The organism is Nocardia sp. NPDC051463, from assembly GCF_040681975.1.
GTDB lineage: Bacteria > Actinomycetota > Actinomycetes > Mycobacteriales > Mycobacteriaceae > Nocardia.
The window spans coordinates 58613-77337 of the sequence record NZ_JBFBAB010000005.1 but is presented as its reverse complement, the minus strand read 5'-3'; the positions used below and the strand labels follow the sequence as shown (position 1 = coordinate 77337).

The following is an 18725-nucleotide window of genomic DNA, read 5'->3' as shown; positions in this document are numbered from 1 at the left end:
GTTTATCGCGGCCGTTCCTAACTTCGAAACATGATAACTACCGCTGTAGACACCACCCGGACCGTCACCGACTGGATCGCCCTCGCGCGGCAGGTCGGCCAAGACCTGAGCCCAGGCATCGCCGAACGTGAACGGAGCGGCGACCTCGCCGAGGACGCCTACGACCTCCTGCGCACCACCGGACTGACGGCCGCGCTCGTGCCCACCGAATTCGGCGGTGGCGGTGCCACCCACCAGGAGATGGGTGCGATCCTGCGCGAACTCGGCCGCCACGATCCTTCCACGGCGGTCGCCTTCGCCATGCATTCACATCTGGTGGCCGCGCAGGTGTGGCGGCATCACCACGGCATCGACGCCACACCGGTCTTCACCAAGGTCGCTGCGGGCGCCATCCTGGTCAGCACCGGCGCCTCGGACTGGGTGGACTCCAATGGCCGGGCCTCGCGCGTCGACGGCGGCTACCGCGTCAGCGCGCGCAAGGCTCCCGCCAGCGGTTGCGAGATCGGCACGGTGCTCGTCACCAGCATCCGATGGGACGACGCGCCGGAAGGGCCGCAGGTGCTGCATTGCGCGATTCCGCGCTCCGCCGACGGTGTGCGGATCGAAAAAACCTGGGACACACTCGGTTTGCGAGCCAGCGGATCACACACCGTGGTCTTCGACGAGGTCTTCGTGCCCGATGCCGCGGTCTCGCTGGTCCGCCCGGTCGGCGTCTGGCCACCGGTGCTGAACGTGGTGATCGGCGCGGCCATGCCGCTGGTGATGGCCGCCTATCTCGGCATCGTCGACGGCGCCGTCGAATCGACCGCTCTGCTGGTGGCCGACCGCACCGATTCACACTCCTTCCAGCTGGTGGGCGAAATGACCAACGCCCACACCACCGCCGCCGACCTCATCGCTGCCATGTTCACCGACTCCGACAATCTGCGCTTCGACAACACCGACGCCTACGCCGCCCGCACCCTCAGTCGCAAGACGGTGGCCGCCGAGGCTCTCATCTCCGCGGTCCGCCTTGCCATCGAAACCGTCGGTGGCCTGGGATATTCCCGCACCTGCGATATCGAAATGCGCTACCGCGACGTGCACGGGTGTCTGTTCCACCCGCTCCCGCGGGCCAAACAGACCCGGTTCAGCGGACGCGTGCTGCTGGGGCACTCCCCGATCGGCTGAACATCACTTGCGGGTCGCTCGAACAGACAACACGCGTCTGCTCGCAGGTCGCTGGAAACAACACCCCGCATTAACGCCACGCCGAGCGCTCTGGATGACAAAGTGGGGGACGGAATCCGCCACAACGAGGTTGACTAGGTCGTGACCGCGGCCACGACATCCGGAGGAGAACGATGGTGTCCATCCGCACGATAGCCCGTTCTCCGATCACCTGGGTGCTGACCGGGCTGTTGGTGATCGGTGTCGGCGTCGGGCTCGCACTGTTCGAGCCGTGGCGATTGTTCACCGACACGACAGTGAACGAGGCGGCGCCGTCGGTCGCTGCCCCTGCCTCCCCGGGCGCGGTGCAGCAGCCACGCACGCTCGCCTCGGGCACCCTGATCTCCCACGAACACTCGACGTCCGGGACAGTCCGGATCCTGCGGCTGCCCGACGGGAGTCGGGTGCTACGACTGGCGGACCTCGACACCTCCGATGGTCCGGACCTGCACGTGTGGCTCGCCGATGCGCCCGTGCTCGAGGGGCGCGACGGCTGGGGTGTTTTCGACGACGGCGAGCACATCGACCTCGGCAGTCTGAAGGGGAACAAAGGCAGCCAGAACTACCCCATCCCCGCCGACGCCGATCTGACGACATTGACCAGCGTCAGCATCTGGTGTGATCGTTTCAACGTGTCTTTCGGCGCAGCGCGACTCCAGCAGGGTTGACACGCCGGCAAACCTCTTGTCGCACAGGGCGGCCCGCACATGAAGCTGGTCGTCCGCCCAATTCGAATGCCACAGACCCGGAATCGAATTATTCCCACTGACGAGAAGCCCGCACGGAGCGGTCGGCGGAAAATGTCTACTCTGTGTCGGCCGCGATTCCCGTCGAACCGCGCGGACAGACCGTACGGTTGTCAGCGTGGGGACCAAAGGAGTCGCCAGCGGCAACCAGCCGGCTTCGGAACCAGCACCCGGGGTATGAACATGATGATTCGCAGAATGATCGGCGCCATGGTCGGAACCGTCACGATCGGCGCGGCAGGCGCCGTCAGCGGCGCAGGCACAGCGCCAGCCGCACCCCAGTGCCCCGACCTCTACGTTGTCGCGATACCCGGTACCTGGGAGACCTCCGACAGCAAGCCCGGCGAGGGCATGCTCGCGACTGTCACCGACAATCTGCCCTCCGATGTGCAAACCGACTACGTGAGCTATGCCGCCACCGCATTCCCCTGGGAGGCCGACGTCTACGGCCGCTCCAAGAAGCAGGCCACCGACAACGCCCGCGGCCTGGTCACCGCCATGGCTCAGCGGTGCGACGCGACGAAGATCGCGCTCATCGGCTACAGCCAGGGCGCCGACGCCGCCGGCGACCTGGCCGCGGAAATCGGCACCGGCCTCGGCCCGGTCGAACCGGAACGGATCGTCGCGGTCGGCCTCGTCTCGGATCCGCGCCGCTCCCCCAATGACGCGCTCATCGGTCCGCCGGTGCAGGGCGCGGGAGCGGGTGGCCCGCGAATCGGCGGCTTCGGCCTCCTCAGCCATAAGACTCGAACCTTCTGCGCGGATGGCGACCTGTACTGCTCGACCCCGCCCACCGATTTCGCGGCCCGTTTCGCGGGCTTCCTTGCCCAGGTTTCCGATCCGAATCCGGCGCAGCTGTGGCGATACCAGGCCGAAGCCGTCGCGATCTTCAACGATCTGATGAGCGTCGGCATCGTCCCGATGGTGCAGAACCAACTCGCCGATCCAGGCCTGGACGAGCGCAAGCAGAAACTCGAGGAGTTCTACAACTCCTTCGTCCACCAGAACTATCCCGCTTACGTCGTGGACCCGTCGGGCACCACCGCCACCTCGTGGCTGCGCCAGTGGTTGGTCGAGCAGGCATGAGCCGCTGGACACAGCTCGAAACAGGTTAGGCCCACTCTGGGGCTGACCCTCACATCAGAAGATTCAGCGTGAGCATCACGACAACGGTACCGGCGACACCGCTCACGACTTCGACGCAGAGGTACCCGTTGGAGTAGGCGCCTTGCATCCACAAGGCCAAGACCGGCGGATAAACCCGCAGCGCGGCGAACAACCCGGCCAGCAACATCGCCCCGGCCAGACCGTGCACAGGGAGCAATGGATGCAGCCAGGCAAACCCGATCGTCATGATGTACACCTCGATCTGAGTACCCAGCAAACGAGTGGACATCGCGCGAGGCCGCGCCGATCCGATCCGCGCGGGTGTGCTCTCCGCACCGCCGGCGGCATAAATCCGTTTCACCAAGGGACTTCCGTACACGACCACTATCGCAACAAAATGGACAAGCCCCGCGACAAGTCCCCACAGCAGAACTTCGACCGCAATCATTTCCCTCGTTCCCACGACTCGATCGGTGGGCAGTCCACCTCGAGAACGATGCGCGCCTCGCCATCCCATGGCAGACCCCGACAGCGGACGGCCGAAACTCGACGCGGCTCAGTATGTCAATACCTTTGCGCAGAAACGCCTTTGTGTATTCCCGGTGGCTGGAAACGCCGCCACCGCTGATCGCCAGAAGCGCACGATGCCCCGAAAATGACCCGACAACGGCGGGTGTGGTGTGCCACCATGTGATTCGACGACGATCACCCGATTCCGAGGTGATCAAGAGCACCACGAAAGGAGGAGGTGGCTTTGATCGAAATGCGCCGGTGCGCGACCAACAGTGGATCGGATCTCGGCCGCCTCCCGGCCGACGCCTGACCCCCGCCGCCCCGCCCTCCTTCGAATTCGCTCGCTCTCACTCGAAACATGGTGATTCCCATGACGTTCCACCGTGCCACCGACCCGGTGGTGTTGACTGTCGACAACTGGATACACACCCGCGTGCTGGTGCTGAACGCCAGCTACGAGGCGCTCGACGAGATCACCGCCGAGCGGGCGGTCGTGCTGCTCATGGGCGGGGTTGCCGAGCCCGTCGCCGACCGGGAGCCACACTTCCCGATCCGGTCCAAAAACCTCGAGATCGCACTGCCGGAGACTATCCGGTTGCTGCGCTATGTCTACCTCGAGCACAGAGTCCGCGTGCACGACGAGAGCCGCGCGACGCTGGCCGGTGTGCTGCGGCGCGACAGCCACCGGTGCGGCTACTGCGCCGCGTGGGCCCGCACCGTCGACCACATCCGCCCGCGCAGCCGCGGCGGACCCAATACCTGGAGCAACCTGATCGCCTGCTGCGCGCCGTGCAACACGATCAAGGCCGACCGCACCCCCGAGGAGGCGGGCATGCGGCTGCTGTGGGAACCGAAGGCGCCACATCATCTGGAAAAGCGACAGCGGCAGATCTGGAAGCAACTGGCAGGCACTCGAGCCGCGTGAGAAAGGAGAAGGATCGTCATGAACGTCCGACTGGAGACAACTGCACCCGCCGAATCGACACTGACCGACCTGCTCCCGCTCTCCGACAGCCAGGGTTGGCACCGGGCCGCCTGCCGCGGTGACCCGAATCACGAAGCGTGGTTCCCGTATCCGTCGCAGGATTTCGACTATGCCCGCGAGGTCTGCGCGCACTGCCCGATCCGGGCAGCTTGCGGTGAATTCGCCTCTCGCACCAATCAATCCGGTGTCTGGGGCGGTCATGAATTCGACCGTGGGCGGATGATCCGCGAGTAGCCGAATGTCGGTGCCGTAACCAGCCGGTGTAAGCCGGGACCCGCAGTCCCGGCCTACACCGGTATGACGGGCGGTTTGGTGTCGGACGTCTCTATCGATGCCACACCCGCCTCCGCAAATCTCACGTGAACATACACTTGTCTCTCGTGGGCACTCATCGCAGCGGAACCCGATCACGAGGGGTCAGCAAAGGTCCGGTTATCGCAGTGGCGGCCGTCGTGCTGCTAGTCGCGGGCGTGTTCGCCTGGAACAAGCTGAGCAACCGAGCCGCCGATCGGGACAGCGCCGCCGCAGCGGAGTGCGTGGAAGGGCCCGCGACGCTGTACGTCACAGCCGACCCGGACATCGCGCCCTCGGTGCGCACCATCGCCGACGGCTATAACGCGACCAATCCGCGCATCCGTGATCACTGCGCAAAGGTCGAGGTGACCGCCCAGCCGTCTGGGGCGATGGTGGCGGCCTTCACCGCGAACGCGCCGTGGAACAAACAGCTCGGACCCCAGCCCGCGCTGTGGATCGCCGATTCGCTGCGCTCCATCGAATCCATGCGGACACCAGGCCTGATCGAGGGCAATCCGGCGCCGGTCGCGGTCAGCCCGATCGTGCTCGCCGTCCCGGAAGAACTGGGCCTGGCGCTCGACGAAGCCAAGGTCACCTGGTCAGATCTGCCACGCCTGCAACAGGGTTCGCTTGCCGAGATCGGCCTGTCCGACTGGGCCGGACTACGCATGGCACTGCCGCCGGGCGACGCGACGCTGGCCGCCGCCGCCGCGGTCGGCTCGACCGTGTCCGGCACCGATCCACTCTCCGATCAGGCAGCGCAGTCCGGCCAGGTGGTGTCCGCAATCTCCTTGCTCGCCGCCAAAGCACCTGAGGCCCAGGACACTACGATGGCACTCGCCGCGATCGCGGGCGCGCCCCAACCGGCAGGCGGGCCCGTTCATGCGGTGGCCACCACCGCGCAGCAGGCCAAGGCGCAGGACGGACTCACAACGTTCAGCCCCGCCGGTGCGGCGCCGGTGGCCGACCACCCGGCCGCATTGATGTCGGGACCCTGGGTCGACAAGACCCAGAACCTGATCGCAGGCATATTCGCCGACTACCTGCGCACTCCGCAGCAGGCACAGACCTTCGCCGCCGCGGGCTTCGCCGCCGCACCGTCCACCGCGACCGCCGTGCCATCGCGCGCCGCGCTGGACAAGGTGCGCGCCACCCTCGCCAATCCGGTTCTGGGCGTGCAGTCGACGGTGCTGCTCGATGTCTCCGCCTCCATGGGCAACACCGACGGGTCCACCACCCGGCTCACGAATGTCCTCGGCGCACTCACCTCGACGATGAATGTCATGCCGCCGAACTTCGGCCTCGGCGTCTGGACCTTCGGCAAGAATCTCGACGGTGCCGCTCCGTACCAGGTCGAGGCGGTCACCGCACCGCTCACCGCCGACCATCGAACCGCACTGTCCACAACGCTGAGTGCCCTGCGCCCTACCGAATCCCGCACCGACCAGGCGTACCCGTCGCTACTGGCCGCCTATCGCGCCGCGGTCCAGGGATACACCGCCGGCCGCACCAATTCGGTCCTCCTGATCACCGACGGCCCCGACGACGACTCGACGGTCACCGGCGCCAAACTGCTCACCGACATCGGCAATGCCGCGGACAAAACCCGCCCGGTCCGCATCGACGTCATCGTCATCGGCGGCAGCGGCACCGAAACCCTGCAGGCCGCGACCCAGCGCACCGGTGGTACCTACACCCGCCTGACCAGCTCCGACGACATCAGCTTCGGCACCGCCATGGTGCACGCACTGACCACCCCCTGAGTCCGGCTCGACCGTTCCCTCATCGCCGAGCGCACGGACCCCTGATAATCAATCCGGCCCCCGTGCGGCGCGAGCCGCGCCCGCGCGCTCTGCCTCCACCAGCAACCGCTGTCGAGGATCGATCACCGTGGCTTCGTTGGGACTGATCCCGAAGAGGTCCGCGCCGAATTCGACTGCGGAGTAAAGGAATCCACCGCGACGGGCATTGAGCTTGCCCCTTTGCCGGATTCGGGATCGGCCGCAGATGTCATCGGTCCGCAACGCGCAGCCGGTGCCGGACAGCAGCCGAACCCGTTGCGGCACAACAACGAACAGATGCTCACGCAACACCGGCCCGCCCAACCTCCGGAGCGAGAAGGCGGGCCGATGCCGCGGTGGTCAGTCGGCGTACGCCTCCAGTGGCGGGCAGGAGCAGACCAGGTTGCGGTCGCCGTAAGCACCGTCGATCCGGCGAACCGACGGCCAGACCTTGCCACGGTCGGGGGTCAGACCGTGCGGGAACACCGCGACCTCCCGACTGTAGGGGTGATCCCATTCGCCGACGAGGCATGCCGCGCTGTGCGGTGCGCCGCGCAAGGGGTTGTCCTCCACCGGCCACACGCCGGCGGCCACTTTGTCGATCTCATCGCGGATCGAGGTCATCGCGAGGATGAACTCGTCGAGTTCGGCCAGGTTCTCACTTTCAGTCGGTTCCACCATCAGGGTGCCCGCGACCGGAAAGCTCATGGTCGGGGCGTGGAAACCGTAGTCCGCCAGACGCTTTGCCACATCATCGACGGTGACGCCGGTCTGCTTGGTGATCTCGCGCAGATCCAGAATGCACTCGTGGGCGACCATGCCGTGCTCGCCGGTGTAGAGCACCGGGAAATGCTCGTCGAGGCGGCGGGCAATGTAGTTGGCCGAGGCGATCGCGGTCAGCGTGGCCTTGCGCAGACCGTCGGCGCCCATCATCCGGATGTAGGCCCAGGTAATCGGCAGGATCGAGGCCGAGCCGTACTTGGCGGCCGACACCGCATGCGAACCGGTTTCCAGCGGATCGCCGGGCAAGTACGGCGCCAGATGCGAGCGCACCGCCACCGGGCCGACGCCTGGACCGCCCCCGCCGTGCGGGATGCAGAAGGTCTTGTGCAGGTTCAGGTGGCTCACATCGCCGCCGAAGCGACCCGGACGGGCAAGTCCGACAAGCGCATTCAGGTTCGCGCCGTCGACGTACACCTGACCGCCCGCGTCGTGCACCAGTGCGCACAGCTCCGCGACCTCGTGCTCGTACACGCCGTGCGTGGACGGGTAGGTGATCATGATGCAGGCGAGCCGGTCGGCGTGGTCGGCGATCTTGGCACGCAGGTCGTCCAGGTCGACGTCACCATTGTTACGACACTTCACCATCTCGACGCGCAGCCCGGCCATCGCCGCGGACGCCGCGTTGGTACCGTGCGCGCTGGACGGGATCAGGCAGGTATCCCGGTGCGTGTCACCACGATCCAGGTGGTACCGCCGGATGGCGAGCAGCCCCGCGTATTCACCCTGACTGCCCGCGTTCGGCTGCAGGCTCACCGAGTCGTACCCGGTGATCGCCGAGAGCCAGCTCTCCAGATCGTGGATCACCCGCAACAGCCCCGATGCATCCTCCACCGGCGCGTACGGATGCACCCGCGCGAAGCCGGGCCAGGTGATGGCCTCCATCTCGGCGGTCGCGTTCAGCTTCATGGTGCAGGAACCGAGCGGAATCATGCTGCGGTCCAGGGCAATATCCTTATCCGACAGCCGCCGCAGGTAACGCAACATCGCGGTCTCGGTGTGATAGCTGGTGAAGGCCTGGTGCGTGAGGTATTCGGAGGCACGGGTCTCGATCGATCCGCCCGCGAGCGCCGGGGCCGCAGCCTCGGAAGACAATGCAGTACCGAAGGATTCGAGCACGGCGGCGACGTGCCCCGTGGTGGTGGCCTCATCACAGGCGATGCCGACGTGATCGGCGTCCACCAGTCGCAGGTTGATACCACGCGACTTCGCCTTCGCCACAACGGCTTCCGCGCCGCCGGGCACGTGCACCAGCACTGTGTCGAAAAAGCTGTCGTGCACGACGGCGCCGTCGAGGCCGGCGGCGATGGCCCGCGCATGGCCGTGCACCCGCCGTGCGATCTCCCGCAACCCGTCGGGACCGTGATAGCTGGCGTACATCGCGGCCAGGATGGCGAGCAGCACCTGGGCGGTACAGATATTCGAGGTCGCCTTCTCACGGCGAATGTGCTGTTCACGGGTCTGCAGTGCCAGCCGGTAGGCGACCGAACCGTCCGCATCGACGGAGACGCCGACCAGCCGGCCCGGCAACTGCCGCGCATGCTTGGAGTGCACCGACAGATATCCGGCGTGCGGTCCGCCGAAGCCCATCGGCACGCCGAACCGCTGGGTGGTGCCGAAGCAGGCGTCCGCGCCCTGCTCCCCCGGCGGCGTGATCAGCGTCAGCGCAAGCAGATCGGCACCGACGGCGACCAGCGCACCGCGCTCGTGCGCCGCCTCGGTGAGCGGCGCCCAGTCCACGACCCGGCCCGACGCACCGGGAATCTGCACCAGCACACCGAAGAACTCGCCGTCGGGCAGGCCGGAGGAGAGGTCGGCCTCGACGATCTCGATGCCGAGCGGCTCGGCCCTGGTGTGCAGCACGGTCTTGGTCTGCGGGAAAAGGTCGGTGTCGATCAGCAGCCGCTCAGACTTCGACCGGCCCGCCCTGCGCAGCAGCGTCATCGCCTCAGCAGCCGCGGTGGCCTCGTCGAGCATGGAGGAGTTGGCGACCTCCATGCCGGTCAAATCCGACACCATGGTCTGGAAGTTGAGCAGCGCTTCGAGGCGGCCCTGGCTGATCTCGGGCTGGTAGGGCGTGTAGGCGGTATACCAGGCCGGATTCTCCAGCAAACTGCGCACCAGCACCGGTGGAGTCAACGTGTCGTAGTAGCCGAGACCGATCATCGAAGTGGCGACGACGTTCGAGTGGGCGAGCTCGGCCAGCTCCGTCAGCACCTCGTGCTCGGTGGCCGCGGGCGGGAGCACGTCGAGGCCGGAGCCGTCGAGGATGCTCGCGGGCAAGGCGGTGGTGGCGAGCTCCTCCAACGAACCGACGCCGACGACGTCCAGGATCCGGGCGAGTTCGTCCCGGTCGGGTCCGATATGGCGGTCGGCGAATGATCGAGTCACGGCAGCAGCTCCCAAGGTCGGGCGGGTCGACCGTTACGGTCGACGGATACCAGCCCTCCCCCTCTGTCGTGGAGCCTGAGAGATTCGGGGTGCGCCCCCTTTCCCCATGGGCGGGTGACCGTGCGCTGTCTGCAGCGGTCACCACTTTCCAGAGGCGTCGAAGCCCGTACGGTCCCTGTTGCCTGAGAGATTGACGGGGAGGTGCTGCTCCTTCGGCGCCCGGACTCTTCTGAAGGCCGGGACTCTCCCGCACGGCGGCGACGCACCGCTAGTTTATGCCGCGCGCGCAACGAACCGCGCCACCGGACCCCTGATGTGTCGCCCTCGTCACGTTCCACACAAAGCAAAGTGCCCGCCGCATGCGACGGGCACTCCCAGGAATCTCCAGCCGGCCTGCTGAATCTCTAGCCGGTCTTCTGGTTCATCCGCGCCTTGCGCCGGAACGACAGTTCGTCCTCGGGGCGCTCACTCGCGCTGCCGCTGACCGCCCGCTCGGCTGGGAAGTTGGCGATTGCGCCGGTCAACTCGCGCATTGCACCGCTCACCGCGATGCCGAAAACGCCCTGCCCACCCTGCAGTAAATCAACTACCTCCTCGGCCGAGGTGCACTCGTACACCGAGGTACCGTCGGAGAACAGCGTGATGCCCGCCAAGTCCTGCACGCCGCGACTGCGTAAGTGGTCGACGGCGATACGGATGTTCTGCAGCGAGATACCCGCGTCCAACAGTCGCTTCACGATCTTAAGGACCAGAATGTCCTTGAACGAGTACAGCCGCTGACTGCCCGATCCCGCGGCGCTCCGGATGGACGGCACAACCAGACCGGTGCGCGCCCAGTAGTCGAGCTGCCGATAGGTGATCCCGGCTACCTGGCATGCGCTGGGAACGCGGTAACCGACCAGATCGTCAGGTACCGAATCGTCCGGGAACAGGCCTGGCTGTACCACTCCCTGCGATTGCTCTGCCACTGACCACTCCCTTACTTCGCCGACGCCTTGGCCTCATCAATGTCCCGGCTCCGTTGACCACATACACCCAGTCATAACGGACGTGGCCCAACTATCGAGGTTACTCCCTCTGATTGTCCCGGGAGCGGCATCGTCCGACCAAACGCGACGCGCGGTAAGAGTCTCGACCTGTAGTTGAGGTCTAAAAGAAAGTTCGAAATCCCTCAGCTGTCCGTGGCTTTGAAGTCATCGGGTGACACCGATTCGAGGAACTCCTTGAACTTCTCGACCTCGTCCTCGCGCTCATCCGGCATGACCAATCCGGCTTCCTCGAGCACCGGTTCCTCGGCATAGATCGGACAACCCACCCGCAACGCGATCGCTACCGAATCCGACGGCCGCGCCGAAACCCGGAGATCGTTCTCGAAGACCAGATCCGCGTAGAAGGTGCCCTCTTGCAGATCCACGATCCGCACTTCCTTCAGGGTGTGCCCGAGGTCGGTGATCAGGATCTTGATCAGATCGTGGGTCAACGGACGAATCGGGGTCACCCCCTCCTGCTCGAGCACGATCGCAGTCGCCTCGGCCTGTCCGATCCAGATCGGTAGATACCGATCGCCGGACGCCTCACGGAGCAACAGCACGGGCTGGTTCTGTGGCTGCTCGACACGAATGCCGATCACGCGCATTTCACTCATGCCTGTGCCTCGCTAACGCTCAGCTCCGGCATGCGCGAAGCGCCCTGTGACATGATTCGCTCGCTGCGCTCACTCATCGCACTGCCTCCCAATACCTCCGCCGGCCACCCGGCATGACTACCGCAGAGCTCGCCGTACCACCGAGTCTAAGCGAACGCGAAGGGGTCGAGCGATCCGTGTGCACAGCCGAAATCTCGGTGTTGTCGGAGTGGAACCCGCTGCGGCCGTGACGAGCGGCGATGCACCGAAGGCTCAGCCGCCGAGCGAGTTCCGCACCGACGCTTTCACCAGGCAGGTATGCAGGGTCAGCGACAGCGCGGCAAGCTCACGTACGGTCTCCTCTGCGCGGGCACGGGCGCCGGCATCGCGACTCTTGGCGATCGGGGCGGCGATCTGGGCAACCAGTGCCGCTTCCCGGTCCGCGGCGAGCTTGAAGGCGCGCAGGTGCCGCGCCTCCAGACCGAATTCCGCCATCGCCTTGGCGGTCCGTGCGAGCGTCACCGCCTCGGCATCGAAGAAGCCCGCGGTGCCGGGGGTGATCAGATTCGCCCGGATCAAGTCGTTCAAGAACTTCTCGTCGATATCCGCCTGGGTCAGCAGATCGGCACGAGTGAGCCGGATTTCGTGATCGAATCGCAGCTCGTCCGGCGAGACCTCACCGGGCACGACACCCAGCCTGCGTGGCGCGCTGACACTCGCGCCGCGCGCGGCACGACCATTCTCGGAGGGTGTGGCGACCTCGTTGTCACGGACGGCGTGCGCCCGGGCGCGGGCTTCCCGCACACCGAGCGTCGCCGCACCGCTGTCGATCGCTTCGAGTTGCTCCTTGATCACCTTCAACGGCAGGTACTGGTCGCGTTGCGCGGTCAATACGAACCTGAGCCGTTCACAGTCGGCAATCGAGAATCTGCGGTATCCGGACGGAGTGCGCTCCGGCCGGATCAGACCCTCGGCCTCGAGGAAACGAATCTTCGAGATGGTGATGTCCGGGAAGTCCGGCCGCAGCAGGTCCAGCACGGAGCCGATCGACATGCCTCCGCGCGCCCACTGCGCCGCGCCCGTCATAGCATCGAGTCTTTCATGAAGCCGCGTTCTTCTCTGCCAACACGGCCGTCACGAGGACCCGTGCCGTGTGCGTCATAGACTGCCAGCACCCGCAGACGACTCGTTCACCTGGGCGCGCGGGCCGGTGAGGAAGACGAGACGGAACTTTCCGATCTGCACCTCGTCACCGTTCTGCAGCTCCGAGGAGTCCACCGGCTCCCTATTGACATAGGTGCCATTGAGGCTGCCCACGTCGACCACCTGGAAGGAATCGTCGTCCTGCCGGAACTCGGCGTGCCGACGGCTGACAGTGACGTCGTCGAGAAAGATGTCGCTGTCGGGATGGCGACCTGCCGATGTCGTCGGCTGATCCAGCAGGAACCGCGAGCCGGCATTCGGTCCGCGCTTGACGACCAGGAGAGCCGCTCCAACCGGCAGACCCTCGACCCCTTGGACCGGCTGTTCGCCGGTCGGCTCCCCGGAGCGCGACGCGTCGACCTCGTTCAGGAAATCCGCGCGGAAGACCGACGTCGTCTCGGCCGCGGTCTCCCCGTAACCCGGGTCTTTGTTCTCGCTCACCGTTTCTCTCCTCCTCGAACCTGATTATCCGTGCAAGCAGGTGCTGCCTTCACCGCCACGACCTGGGGTCGTTGACGCTAGAACACCGGATCAGCTCACCGGCACATCTGTTGGCATTGACCGTACCCTGCCAGGGCGTACCCGTGCAGGTAGAACCGGGAAGGCTGATTCAGCCCCCGATAACTCCTTGATAACCCGCGGCATCCAGCAGCTCACCAAGTGCAGCATCCAGGGTTGCCGGGTCGGCCAGTTCGAGCTCGAACAGCCACCCTTCGCCGAACGGATCGGTATTCAGCGTCTCCGGTTGCTGCACCAGATCCTCGTTCACCGCAACAACTTTCGCGGCCAACGGAGCGTAGATATCGGACACGCTCTTGGTCGACTCGACCTCGGCGATGCTCTCGCCCGCCGCCGCATCCCGATCCGCCTCCGGCAGCTGCACGAACACGACGTCACCGAGTTGAGACTGGGCGTAATCGGTGATGCCTACCCGAACCCGCGTCGGGCTGATCCGTTGCACCCACTCGTGCTCTTCGGTGTAGCGCAGATCCTCGGGGGTCTGGGTCACAGGCCGTCCTTTCCGTCGGGAACCTTCACGCAAACTCTAATCGCTATGTGGACCGGTGCGGCACAGACGGTATCGCTCGCGCGACGGCGACGGCCTTCCCGGTGTAGAGGACACCGGTCCACACATACACCGCCGTACCCCAGACCAGGAATGCCCCGCCGAAGGCTCGGCCGAAACCTGCCAGCGCCCAATCCATCTGACCCGCCAGCAACCAGGGCAATGCGGACATCAGCGCGAAGGTAGCCGCTTTGCCCAGGTAGATCACCTCCGGCGGGTCGAGTGCGCGGCGTTTGTACACCGAAAGCGTCACCGTGAGCAGCAGATCACGACCGACCAAGATCACAGCGACCCACCAGGGGATGAGACCGCGGATCACGAAAGCGGCCAGTGTCGTCACCAGGTAGAGCCGGTCCACGAACGGGTCGAGCAACGCGCCGAGGCGGGAGGACTGGTCGAGCAGCCTGGCCAGCTTGCCGTCCAGGAAGTCGGTGACGCCACTGGCCACCAGCAGCGCGAACGCCCAGCCGTCGGCCCGCTCGACCAGCAGCAACCACAGGAACAGCGGCACCCCGAGGAGGCGCAGCACGCTCAGCGCATTGGGGACGGTGAGGATGCGGTCGGCGAAGATGCCGCCCGCCACGCCGTCATTGCCGGAGTCGGCGCGCTCGCCCGGCTCCGTGGTCCCCGATTCCGTTGTCACAGCCCGTGCATACCGCACCGACCCCCGTCGGCGCCATCCGGGCACACCGGTTGCGACCACATCGGCACGGCGGCATGCTATGCATTCCGTCGCATCCGACCCGGTGACAGAATGACTGTGCAAACATCTCATCCGTTGATCGGTCAGTGAGAGGAAGTCATGCCCGCATTCGACTACGACGTGGTAGTGATCGGTTCCGGGTTCGGCGGCAGTGTGAGCGCGCTGCGGCTGACCGAGAAGGGGTATCGGGTCGGTGTGCTCGAAGCGGGTAGACGCTGGAATGCCGAGGACATCCCGAAAACGAATTGGGATGTGCGCAACTCGATCTGGGCGCCGCGGCTGGGTCTTACCGGTCCACAGCGGATCAGCGTCCTCGGCAAGTGCGCGGTGTTCTCCGGCGCCGGGGTCGGTGGTGGCTCGCTGATCTACGGCAACACCCTCTACGAGCCGCTGCCGAACTTCTACACCGATAAGCAGTGGTCGCACATCACCGACTGGAAATCCGAGCTCGCGCCGTACTACGACCAGGCACAGCGCATGCTCGGCGTAGCGCCCAATCCACGGATGACCCCGGCCGACGAGGTGATCAAGGAGATCGCCGAGGACCTCGGCGTCGCAGACACCTTCCATCCGACCGATGTGGGGGTGTTCTTCAACGAAAGTGACCCGGGCACCGAAGTGGACGATCCCTATTTCGGCGGCGCGGGCCCACGGCGGCGCGGCTGTGTGCACTGCGCACAATGTTTCACCGGCTGCCCCAACAATGCGAAGAACACCACGCCTACGAACTACCTCTACCTGGCCGAACAGGCCGGCGCGGAAGTCCGCCCACTCACCACGGCTACCGCGGTGCGGCCGCTTCCGGAGGGTGGCTACGCGATCGACACCGTGCGGTCCGATCGCTGGATCCGCAAGGAGCGCACAACCTTCACCGCAGGACAGGTCGTCTTCGCCGGGGCCGCGCTCGGCACCCAGAAGCTGCTGCACAAGATGCGCGACGAGCACGTGCTGCCCAACCTCTCGCCGCGCCTCGGCGAACTGACCCGCAGTAATTCCGAGGCCATCCTCAATGTGGTCAGTCGCTCACGCCGCGATTTCGCCGAGGGCATCGCGATCACCTCCTCGATCCATCCGGAGGCCGACACCCATATCGAGGTGTGCCATTACGGGAAGGGGCAGAACGCTCTGTTCCCGATGTCGGTGCCGATCGTCGACGGCGGCGCATTCCGGTTCCTGCGCTTCCTGCTGGCCATCGTGTTGCATCCCCTGGTGTTCCTGCGCAGTCTCAATGCCAGGCATGCCTCGGAGAAGTCGGTGATCCTGCTGGTGATGCAGTCGCTGGACAACTCGCTGACGTCCTTCCGCAAGCGCGGGCAGCTCAAGACGAAGGCGGGCACCGGCGAACCGAACCCGACGTGGATTCCCTTGGCCCACGATGTCGGCCGCCGCTTCGGCGCGAAGGTGGACGGCGATACCCATGGCCTGATCATGGATGTGCTCAACATCCCGGCCACCGCGCACTACATCGGCGGTTGCGTCATCGGCGAGAGCGCCGACACCGGCGTGGTCGACCCGTATCAGCGGGTGTACGGGCATCCCGGGCTGCATGTCGCGGACGGCTCGGCAGTGACGGCCAATCTCGGCGTCAACCCGTCGCTGACAATCACCGCCCAGGCCGAGCGGGCAATGGCGTTCTGGCCCAACAAGGACGAGGCGGACCCCCGCCCGGCACTCGGCACCGCCTACCAGCGAATCACCCCGATCGCGCCGAACCACCCGGCTGTCCCCGGTGCGGCGCCCGGCGCGCTGCGTCTGCCGATTACTCCGATCACTCCGGTCGTTCCAGCCAACTGAGCAACCGTCCCGTCGCTCGGCTCCCCGGCTCCGGGCGCGCGGCGGGGAGCCGAGCGACGTGGCGAATCCGACAAGACCAAACGGTTCGATACCCGCTAGCGTGGGATGTTGTGTCCAACAGTGGTATCGACCTTCGCACCTACGTGTCCGCCGACGAGGTGCTGGCCCGCGGCCGTGCCCAACGCCAGCGGGTTCCGGTCACCGCTCGGGATCGCGGGGCCACCTGGGCCACGCGTCCGAGCGTGCTCGAATTCATCGAGGCGAGCAATGCGGGTCGGCTGCCGCATCTGACGCCGTTGCGCATCGGCCGCATGCTCGCGACACCGTTCACCTTCTACCGTGGCGCGGCCGGACTGATGGCCGCAGATCTGGCAGGCAGCCCCGACAGCGGCCTTGCCGCGCAGATCTGCGGCGACGCGCATGCCGCGAACTTCGGCCTCTACGGTACGCCGCGCGGCGAAATCATCATGGACATCAACGATTTCGATGAAACCATCGTCGGGCCGTGGGAGTGGGACCTGGAACGACTCGCGGCGAGTCTGGTGCTCGCGGGCCGCGAGGGCGGGGCCGACGAAGACGACTGCTACCAGGCGGCACGCGACGCGGCGACCTCCTACCGGCTCGCCGTCACCCAGCTGGCACGACTGCCGTTCATGGAATCGTGGTCGGCGCTGCCCGACGAATCGGTGATCAGCAAGGCCCGAGCCGACGATCTGCTCGACGACTTCAAGAAGGCCGCGAAGAAGGCGCGCAAGAACAACAGCGCCAAGGTGGTGGCGAAGTGGACCGAGCACTTGGAAGATCACGAGACCGGCATCAGCAAGCACCGATTCGTCAGCGACCCACCGATTCTCACCCACGTGGAGGCCGCGGTCGCCGCGGCGGTCACCGACGGCCTGGAACAATACACCGACACCTTGCCCGAGTCCCGCCGGAATCTGATCGCCCGATTTGCCGTGTCCGACATCGCTTTTCGGATCGTCGGTACAGGTAGTGTTGGATTGCACAGCTATGTCGCGCTGCTGCACGGCAATGACGGAGAGGCGCTGGTGCTCCAGGTGAAACAGGCGAACGCGTCCGCGCTGGCCCCGTTCCTGGACGCGCCACGGCAGCGACACGAGGGGGAGCGAATTGTGCAGGGCGCCAGGCTTGTTCAGTCCGAGAGTGACATTCTGCTCGGTTGGACCACCCTCGTGCTGCCCTCCGGAGCGCTACCGTTCGTCGTGCGCCAATTTCGTAACCTCAAAGGCGATATCGATCCCGCGGGTCTGCCGTCGAGCGATCTCGACGACTACGGCAGGCTCGCAGGCTCCCTACTCGCTCGCGCACATTCGCGGTCGCTCGATCCACGGCTGGTCGCGGGCTACCTGGACGGAGACGATCGTTTCGACGACGCGGTCGCCCGCTTCGCGGTTCGCTACGCCGATCGCACCGAAGCCGACCACCGCGCGTTGGTCGCCGCGGTGCATGCCGGAAAGGTGGTCGCCGAACAGCCACAGTAGATCTCGTGTCCAACACGCCGCGTCTGGCCGCAGGCGCAGCGAACCGGGCCCGAGTGCTCGTATCCTTTCCACCATCGAGTTTCGACGTGAAGGGCGGTCGTGAATGCTCGTGCGAGTGCAGAATCCGGCAGGCACCAACGCCGAGCGGGCGTTGATCGATTGGCTACGCACCTGGAAGGACCCGGCAAGCCCGCATGGTGTCGCGACGATCAACTGCAGTCTGTTCCACAAGGATCGGCTGCACCAGTTCGACGCCGTGGTCTGGACACCGAACAGTTGCGTGGTGATCGAGGCCGAGGCACTGGTCGCCCGCCAGGACGGCGTGCTGGAAATCCCGCTCAACGGCGCATGGACGATCTCGGGTGAGCCGGTCGCCATCGAGGGCAGGGATCGACGCACCCCGTTGGAGAAGTCGCGCGAGCACACTTTCGCCCTGCAGACCTGGCTGGCCGCGCGCGGCCTCGGCCAGCGCGCGGTACACGGCGTCGCGTTGATCGTCCCGTTGCGCGGTGCGGAGCTGAAGGTTCAGCAGGCATGGAGCGACCCGAGCTTCGATGTCATCCTCGGTACCGACCCCGGCAGGCTGCGCCACTATTTCGACACCCTGGCCGAGAGCGAGCAGCAACTGTGGACGGCCAATGACGTCGCGGTGGCCTTCCGCAGCCTGGGTATCCTCCCCTATCTGCCCGCGCCGCAGGAATTGCTGATCGAGGGGTTCATCGGCCCGATCGATATCACGCTGTGGCACGGCGGCCCCCAGCAGGCGCAGGCCGAGGCATACGCCGAGGAACTGGCGATCGCCGAGCGGGAAGCACACTCGCCGGCCCTGGTGATCGAAGCGCCTTGGTACAGCCCATGGAAGCTGTATCCGCGAGAGTCGGGCGATATGGACCTCGGCAGGGCGTTCATGCGGATCACGCTGGCGATCGGCATGATCATCGGCTTCGCGTGGGTTCTGTGGTTCGTCGTCACCGCGATCCTGACCTACGGGCCCGGCTGATCCACCACGACCGGTGGCTATCGTCAT

Annotated in this window: 17 protein-coding genes, 1 pseudogene and 1 riboswitch; of the genes and pseudogenes, 9 read left to right on the top strand and 9 right to left on the bottom strand. The window is 66.0% G+C overall.

Translation table 11 applies throughout. The annotated features are described in order from the left end of the window. The first annotated feature begins 30 nt into the window (after nt 1-30). From AB0M74_RS10250 to AB0M74_RS10240, 3 genes are all read left to right on the top strand, one after another. Nucleotides 31-1170: an acyl-CoA dehydrogenase family protein gene (locus AB0M74_RS10250; RefSeq protein WP_364904314.1), complete on the top strand. Its 1140-nt coding sequence runs from the start codon at nt 31-33 to the stop codon at nt 1168-1170. 173 nt (nt 1171-1343) lie between these two features. Further along, a complete protein-coding gene (locus tag AB0M74_RS10245; protein WP_364904311.1) occupies nt 1344-1877 on the top strand; it encodes a DM13 domain-containing protein in 534 nt (177 codons plus the stop codon). A 261-nt stretch (nt 1878-2138) separates the two neighbouring features. Beyond that, complete coding sequence (locus AB0M74_RS10240) at nt 2139-3041, top strand: cutinase family protein (protein ID WP_364904308.1); 903 nt, start codon at nt 2139-2141, stop codon at nt 3039-3041. A gap of 49 nt (nt 3042-3090) precedes the next feature. Here the strand turns inward: AB0M74_RS10240 and AB0M74_RS10235 are convergent, their stop codons facing one another. Further along, nucleotides 3091-3309, bottom strand: coding sequence for a hypothetical protein (locus AB0M74_RS10235; RefSeq protein WP_364904305.1), 219 nt, complete (start codon nt 3307-3309; stop codon nt 3091-3093). 636 nt (nt 3310-3945) lie between these two features. On the opposite strand from AB0M74_RS10235, the gene AB0M74_RS10230 reads away from it, so the two are divergent. The 3 genes from AB0M74_RS10230 (at nt 3946) to AB0M74_RS10220 (ending at nt 6617) form a co-directional block, all read left to right on the top strand. Continuing rightward, complete coding sequence (locus AB0M74_RS10230) at nt 3946-4500, top strand: HNH endonuclease (protein ID WP_364904302.1); 555 nt, start codon at nt 3946-3948, stop codon at nt 4498-4500. Between the two features lie 18 nt (nt 4501-4518). Continuing rightward, nucleotides 4519-4794 carry a WhiB family transcriptional regulator gene (locus AB0M74_RS10225; protein WP_364904299.1) on the top strand — a complete coding sequence of 92 codons (276 nt, stop codon included), beginning with the start codon at nt 4519-4521 and terminating at the stop codon, nt 4792-4794. A 146-nt stretch (nt 4795-4940) separates the two neighbouring features. Beyond that, nucleotides 4941-6617 carry a VWA domain-containing protein gene (locus tag AB0M74_RS10220; protein WP_364904296.1) on the top strand — a complete coding sequence of 559 codons (1677 nt, stop codon included), beginning with the start codon at nt 4941-4943 and terminating at the stop codon, nt 6615-6617. Nucleotides 6618-6665: 48 nt separating this feature from the next. On the opposite strand, the gene AB0M74_RS10215 is transcribed toward AB0M74_RS10220, so the two are convergent. The 8 genes and pseudogenes from AB0M74_RS10215 to AB0M74_RS10180 form a co-directional block, all read right to left on the bottom strand. Beyond that, nucleotides 6666-6947, bottom strand: coding sequence for a beta-ketoacyl synthase N-terminal-like domain-containing protein (locus tag AB0M74_RS10215; protein WP_364904294.1), 282 nt, complete (start codon nt 6945-6947; stop codon nt 6666-6668). A gap of 48 nt (nt 6948-6995) precedes the next feature. After that, the gene (gene gcvP, locus AB0M74_RS10210; RefSeq protein ID WP_364904292.1) at nt 6996-9806 is read right to left on the bottom strand and encodes an aminomethyl-transferring glycine dehydrogenase; all 2811 of its coding nucleotides are present in this window, start codon (nt 9804-9806) and stop codon (nt 6996-6998) included. Between the two features lie 159 nt (nt 9807-9965). Beyond that, nucleotides 9966-10066, bottom strand: a riboswitch (glycine riboswitch). A gap of 144 nt (nt 10067-10210) precedes the next feature. Then, nucleotides 10211-10750 (bottom strand): annotated as a pseudogene (locus tag AB0M74_RS10205) (MerR family transcriptional regulator); the annotation flags it as partial. Between the two features lie 227 nt (nt 10751-10977). Next, a complete protein-coding gene (locus tag AB0M74_RS10200; RefSeq protein WP_328400111.1) occupies nt 10978-11451 on the bottom strand; it encodes a bifunctional nuclease family protein in 474 nt (157 codons plus the stop codon). A gap of 252 nt (nt 11452-11703) precedes the next feature. After that, nucleotides 11704-12516 (bottom strand): MerR family transcriptional regulator, encoded by an 813-nt coding sequence (locus tag AB0M74_RS10195; RefSeq protein WP_364904290.1) that lies wholly within the window; start codon nt 12514-12516, stop codon nt 11704-11706. A 72-nt stretch (nt 12517-12588) separates the two neighbouring features. Next, nucleotides 12589-13074, bottom strand: a complete 486-nt coding sequence (locus AB0M74_RS10190; RefSeq protein WP_328400107.1) for an FHA domain-containing protein — start codon at nt 13072-13074, stop codon at nt 12589-12591. A 169-nt stretch (nt 13075-13243) separates the two neighbouring features. Next, complete coding sequence (gcvH, locus tag AB0M74_RS10185) at nt 13244-13642, bottom strand: glycine cleavage system protein GcvH (RefSeq protein ID WP_364904286.1); 399 nt, start codon at nt 13640-13642, stop codon at nt 13244-13246. 43 nt (nt 13643-13685) lie between these two features. Further along, nucleotides 13686-14282: a CDP-alcohol phosphatidyltransferase family protein gene (locus AB0M74_RS10180; RefSeq protein ID WP_364904797.1), complete on the bottom strand. Its 597-nt coding sequence runs from the start codon at nt 14280-14282 to the stop codon at nt 13686-13688. Nucleotides 14283-14501: 219 nt separating this feature from the next. On the opposite strand from AB0M74_RS10180, the gene AB0M74_RS10175 reads away from it, so the two are divergent. The 3 genes from AB0M74_RS10175 to AB0M74_RS10165 all read left to right on the top strand — a co-directional run bounded on the left by AB0M74_RS10175 (nt 14502) and on the right by AB0M74_RS10165 (nt 18698). Beyond that, nucleotides 14502-16196 (top strand): GMC family oxidoreductase, encoded by a 1695-nt coding sequence (locus AB0M74_RS10175; RefSeq protein WP_364904283.1) that lies wholly within the window; start codon nt 14502-14504, stop codon nt 16194-16196. Between the two features lie 110 nt (nt 16197-16306). Beyond that, complete coding sequence (locus AB0M74_RS10170) at nt 16307-17698, top strand: DUF2252 domain-containing protein (RefSeq protein WP_364904280.1); 1392 nt, start codon at nt 16307-16309, stop codon at nt 17696-17698. A 103-nt stretch (nt 17699-17801) separates the two neighbouring features. Then, nucleotides 17802-18698: a nuclease-related domain-containing protein gene (locus tag AB0M74_RS10165; protein WP_364904278.1), complete on the top strand. Its 897-nt coding sequence runs from the start codon at nt 17802-17804 to the stop codon at nt 18696-18698. Nucleotides 18699-18725 lie beyond the last annotated feature (27 nt).

Bases quoted from the DNA above. Each gene is read 5' to 3' on its own strand.
- AB0M74_RS10250 (WP_364904314.1), top strand. From the start codon at position 31: ATGATAACTACCGCTGTAGACACCACCCGGACCGTCACCGACTGGATC.
- AB0M74_RS10245 (WP_364904311.1), top strand. From the start codon at position 1,344: ATGGTGTCCATCCGCACGATAGCCCGTTCTCCGATCACCTGGGTGCTG.
- AB0M74_RS10240 (WP_364904308.1), top strand. From the start codon at position 2,139: ATGATGATTCGCAGAATGATCGGCGCCATGGTCGGAACCGTCACGATC.
- AB0M74_RS10235 (WP_364904305.1), bottom strand. From the start codon at position 3,309: ATGACGATCGGGTTTGCCTGGCTGCATCCATTGCTCCCTGTGCACGGT.
- AB0M74_RS10230 (WP_364904302.1), top strand. From the start codon at position 3,946: ATGACGTTCCACCGTGCCACCGACCCGGTGGTGTTGACTGTCGACAAC.
- AB0M74_RS10225 (WP_364904299.1), top strand. From the start codon at position 4,519: ATGAACGTCCGACTGGAGACAACTGCACCCGCCGAATCGACACTGACC.
- AB0M74_RS10200 (WP_328400111.1), bottom strand. From the start codon at position 11,451: ATGAGTGAAATGCGCGTGATCGGCATTCGTGTCGAGCAGCCACAGAAC.
- AB0M74_RS10195 (WP_364904290.1), bottom strand. From the start codon at position 12,516: ATGACGGGCGCGGCGCAGTGGGCGCGCGGAGGCATGTCGATCGGCTCC.
- AB0M74_RS10175 (WP_364904283.1), top strand. From the start codon at position 14,502: ATGCCCGCATTCGACTACGACGTGGTAGTGATCGGTTCCGGGTTCGGC.
- AB0M74_RS10165 (WP_364904278.1), top strand. From the start codon at position 17,802: ATGCTCGTGCGAGTGCAGAATCCGGCAGGCACCAACGCCGAGCGGGCG.